The following is a 4,729-nucleotide window of genomic DNA, read 5'->3' on the forward strand; positions in this document are numbered from 1 at the left end:
AGGTCGGCAATCCTTTGCCGATGCAGACGCACGGTCGGAGCACGGCGTCGCGAAAGGATTCGCGACCTACGGCGGTACGGTCGTAGGTCGGCAATCCTTTGCCGACGAAACCGCCCGGCCGGGAGATGGCGTCGGCAAGGGATTCCCGACCTACCGGGTGCCTCGGTCAAGCCGCTTCGGCTCCCGTCCTCATGCGCTGCATGACGACGGCGACCGCGGCGGCGCGGGTGCCGACGCCCAGCTTTTCGAAAATGTGCTCCAGATGTTTGTTGACCGTCCGGGGACTGCTGCCGAGGATAGTCCCGACCTCGCGGTTGGTTTTGCCGCGGGCGATCCACATGAGGATTTCCGCTTCGCGGAAGGTAAGTCCGAGTTCGTCCCGCAAGGACTCCAAGTTCCAGTCGCCGGAAAATTCCTGCAATAGCAGCAGGTATTCGCGTCCGCTTTCGCATGGGGCGAGCTTCGCGGTGAATTTCTTGCCGTCGCGATGAAGCGTGAACAACTCGTGTTCCGTGGTTCCGCCCGGAGCGATACGGGCTAAAGCCCAATCCAGAAGTGTCTTGGGCAAAAAGCAGGCTGAGGTCTCGAAATCGAACACCTTGATTCCCGAGAACGCCGCCAGCCAGCGGACGGCCGAGGATGTCAGCCAGATGATCCGCCCGGCGGCATCGATGCTGATCGTCGCGAATCCGCTGCGCTCCAGGGCTTCTTCCGCGCGGAACACCATCCGCGACTGGGCCAGATGTGCTTCGACCCGGGCCAGAACCTCCTCATGGCGGATCGGCTTGACCAGATAATCCACGGCGCCTTCGCGAAAACCCCGGAGCAAATCGTTCAGCTCGCCGAGTCCGGTCATGAAAATGATGGGAATGGAGCGGGTCGCGGGATTCGCCTTTAGGTGGCGGCAGGTTTCGAAACCGTCCATGCCCGGCATGACCGCGTCCATCAATATGACGTCGGGTTCGGCGTAGCGAAGCTGCTCCAGGGCGGAAGCGCCGTCGGTCGCAACCAGTACGCGATAGCCAGCTTCGTCCAGGGCGTCGGAAAGCAGGGCGAGATTGGCCGGTACGTCGTCCACGATCATTACCGTGCCTTGGCGGTATTGACGTTTTAAGCTCATCTTAGACCTCGCTGAGTGTTTTCTTGATGTCGCCGAGACGGAACTCCCGCGAAAGCGCCTGGAGATGCTCGGCGAACGGGATGTAGCCGGCATCGCTTCCGGCCAGCGTGTCCAGGCGGTCCGCAAGGCCCCGAAGATCGCCGATGCGGGCGAATGCGGCCAGTTCTTCGAGGCAGTCGGGCGGCGGCCTTAACATCGGCTGCGCGGTGTCGGGGGCGGTTTCGATTTGCTCCGTATCCTCTCCCCGATAGAGCCAGTCGAGACTCAAATGCAGTTTGAGTTTGCGCAGGAGTTCTTCGATCTGAATCGGCTTGGCCAGGAAATCGTCGCAGCCGGCGGCGCTGGCCGAACGGCGGTCGCTTTGGTAGGCGTTGGCGCTGACGACGATGATGGGGGTCTTGAATCCGGTCTGGCGCAGGCTGGCCGCCGCTTCGATGCCGGTCGTTCCGGGCATGATGATGTCCAGCAGAATCAGGTCCGGATTCCATTCCCTGGCCTTCGCCAGGCATTCTTCGCCGGAACCCGCTTCCTCGAGAACGAACCCCAAGGGGGTTAGCGCCGAGGTCAGAATGCCGCGATGCTCGGGTTGGTCGTCGACCACCAGGATCTTGCGGCGCGGACCGCGGTAACCCACGATGTCGCCTTCATCCCGAACCTCTTCCGCGCCGCGCAGGCTGGGAAGGAACAAGCGGACGGCAAACGTGGAACCCTTCTGAGGCTCGCTCTCTACCGTCAGTTCGCCGCCCATGATTTGCGTGAGCATCTTGCTGATGGTGAGCCCCAGACCGCTGCCGGGAATGGCGTTGCCGCGGGTTCTGGGCAGACGCCGGAAGGGCAGGAAGATGGTTTCGATCTGGTCCTGCGATATGCCTTCGCCGGTGTCCGTCACCTGGAACCGAGCGATTTCTCCGCTGTAGCCCACACGGAAAACGATTCCGCCCTCCTGGGTGAACTTCACGGCGTTGCTCAGCAGATTGATGAGAATCTGGCCCACCCGCTTTTCGTCGCCGCGGATCCGGCGCGGCAGCACATCGACGATCTGGCAACGGAAGGTCAGTCCTTTCGCTTCCGCCTGCGGCCGGAACATGCGCACCAATTGCTCGATGAAGGCGGGAAAATCGATAGCCCCGTGCCGCAGCTCGATCTTGCGCGCCTCGATGCGGGCGATGTCGAGAATGTCTTCGATCAGGGAAGAAAGGTGTTCCCCGCTGCGCTGAATGATCTCCACCGCCTCCCGGCGATGTGCCGGGATGTTCGGATCTTTGCGCAGGATCTGGGCGTACCCGAGTATGCTGTTCAGCGGCGTTCGAATCTCGTGGCTCATGTCGCTCACGAAGCGGCTCTTGGCTTGGTTGGCCCGATCCGCGGCCTCGCGTGTTTCCTGGAGCATGCTGTCGGTTTTCTTATGCTCCTCGATTTCCTTGAGCAGCAGAGCGGTTTGTTTCCCGGATTCCTCCTGCGCCACCTGACGGCTTTCGTTGCTGAGCACGATCCACCACGCGGCGAGGCCCAGGAAAACCAGCAGCGCCGAATAGACCTTGAGGAAATTGGCGAACAGCGCTTGAGATAAAGCCTCGTCCCCGGAAGCGGCTGCCAGGATATCCTGGTAATAGATCACACCTACGAAGACGCCGGTGAGCGCGGCGAGCAGCAGGTAAACGAGAGCGAACTGAATCAGGCGCAGCCTGAATTGCGGCGACAGGCACGAGGGCAGCCAGCGGCGGCTGGCCCGTTCGAGCTGGTCCTTGAGCCGCGCGTTCGGTTTGCAGGTGTCCAGGCAACGGGCATCCAGGGTGCAGCAGAGCGAGCAGATCGTTCCCTGATAGGCCGGGCAGTACGCCTTGTCTTCCAGTTCGAAATCGTTTTCGCAAATGCAGCATTTGGCATGGGGCGTGGTCGAGCCCCAGTCGTTGCGGTCTCTCGCCAGATAGTGGCGGCCTCGGGTCAGCCAAGCGATGACCGGCGTCAGCAGAAAAGCGGTCGCCAAAGCGATGAAGGCCGAAAATGCTTGCGGCAGCGCCCCGAACAACCCCGTGTAGGCTGCGGTCGAAATCGCCGAAGCACCGAGCGTGGACAGTACGCCGACCGGGTTGATGTCCGGCAGGTACGCTCGCTTGAATTCGACGAAAGGCGGACTCAGGCCCAGCGGCTTGTTGATCACCAGATCGGCCACCAGGGCGCCGATCCAGGCGATGGCGACGTTCGAAAACAGGCCGAGGACCCGCTCGAGCGCGCCGAAAACGCCGAGCTCCATGAGGAGCAGGGCGATCATCACGTTGAAGACCAGCCAGACCACTCGACCGGGATGGCTGTGGGTCAGCCGCGAGAAGAAGTTCGACCAGGCCAGCGAGCCCGCGTAAGCATTGGTGACATTGATCTTGAGTTGCGATACGACCACGAACAGTGCCGTTGCCGCGAGCGCCAGCCTGCCGTCGTCGAACAGGTAGCCGTAGGCCACCCGATACATCTGGGTGGGTTCGTGCGCCCGCTCGCCGGCGATGCCGTGCTTGAGCGCCAGATACGCCAGGAAAGCGCCGCCCAGTTGCCGGGCCATGCCCAAAAAGATCCATCCGGGGCCGGCGATAATGGTGGCCGCCCACCACCGATATCGGTTGCGATGATTCTTTTCCGGCAGAAACCGTAGAAAGTCCACTTGCTCGCCGATTTGGGCCACCATGGAAAAGGCCATGGTCGCGGCCGTTCCGAACAGTATCCAGTCGAACTGCGCGCCGCGATTCTCGCTTCCGGGGAACAGGGCGAGTTCGGTCAGAGCCTCTGGTTCGCGCCAGATGACGGCCGCGTAGGGTGCGACAAGCAGCACGATCCACAACGGTTGGGTCCAGAGCTGAAGCCGGCTGATGGTGGTGACGCCGAAGGTGACGAGCGGAATGACCGAGAGGGCGCTGACGACATGCGCTGCGGCGATGGGAATGTCGAAGTACAGTTCCAGCGCCAGCGACATGATGGACGCTTCCAGCGCGAATAGGGTGAAGGTGAAGGAGGCGTAGATCAGCGAGGTCAGGGTCGAGCCGATATAGCCGAACCCGGCGCCGCGGGTCAGCAAGTCCATGTCGATGTTGTGTTTGGCGGCGTAGTAGCTGATCGGGAGCCCGGTGAGGAAAACGACGAGGCCCACCGCGATGATGGCCCAGCAGGCGTTGACGAATCCGTAGTTGATCGCGAGAAAACCGCCGATGGCTTCCAGAACCAGAAACGAGATCGAGCCGAAGGCGGTGTTCGCCACCCGGAACTCGGACCACTTCCGAAACGACCGCGGCGCGAACCGAAGCGCATAGTCTTCCAGGGTCTCGTTCGCGACCCAGGCGTTATAGTCGCGCCGTATCTTTACGATGGCCTGACGGCTCAATCCTTCCAAAGCGATGGTTTGCCTCTTGTCTGATCTTGTTGTTTTTATGCCGAGTGCAATTCCAATTTGTCGCTCGAATTCAACAAGGTGAGCAAATCACGTGCCGTTGAGTTGACTACAGGGAGAAGGCAGAAGAAGAGGGTGTTGCTGAACGGTCGCCGCCCCGATTTGGGGCGAAGACCGCAAGATTGCACGCTAAAAGGGCGGGTGGCGGCAGGAAGCCGGCGTCAGGCCTATTTCCG

At 61.6% G+C, this 4,729-nt stretch carries 2 protein-coding genes; both read right to left on the reverse strand.

Features of this window, described 5'->3' with window-relative positions; genetic code table 11:
• Window positions 1-166: 166 nt before the first annotated feature.
• Complete coding sequence (locus ABJK70_RS20535) at window positions 167-1,120, reverse strand: response regulator transcription factor (protein WP_077731663.1); 954 nt, start codon at window positions 1,118-1,120, stop codon at window positions 167-169.
• 1 nt (window position 1,121) lies between these two features.
• Window positions 1,122-4,487: a response regulator gene (locus ABJK70_RS20540; RefSeq protein WP_347258946.1), complete on the reverse strand. Its 3,366-nt coding sequence runs from the start codon at window positions 4,485-4,487 to the stop codon at window positions 1,122-1,124.
• Window positions 4,488-4,729: the final 242 nt, after the last annotated feature.

Source organism: Methylocaldum sp., assembly GCF_039794385.1.
GTDB lineage: Bacteria > Pseudomonadota > Gammaproteobacteria > Methylococcales > Methylococcaceae > Methylocaldum.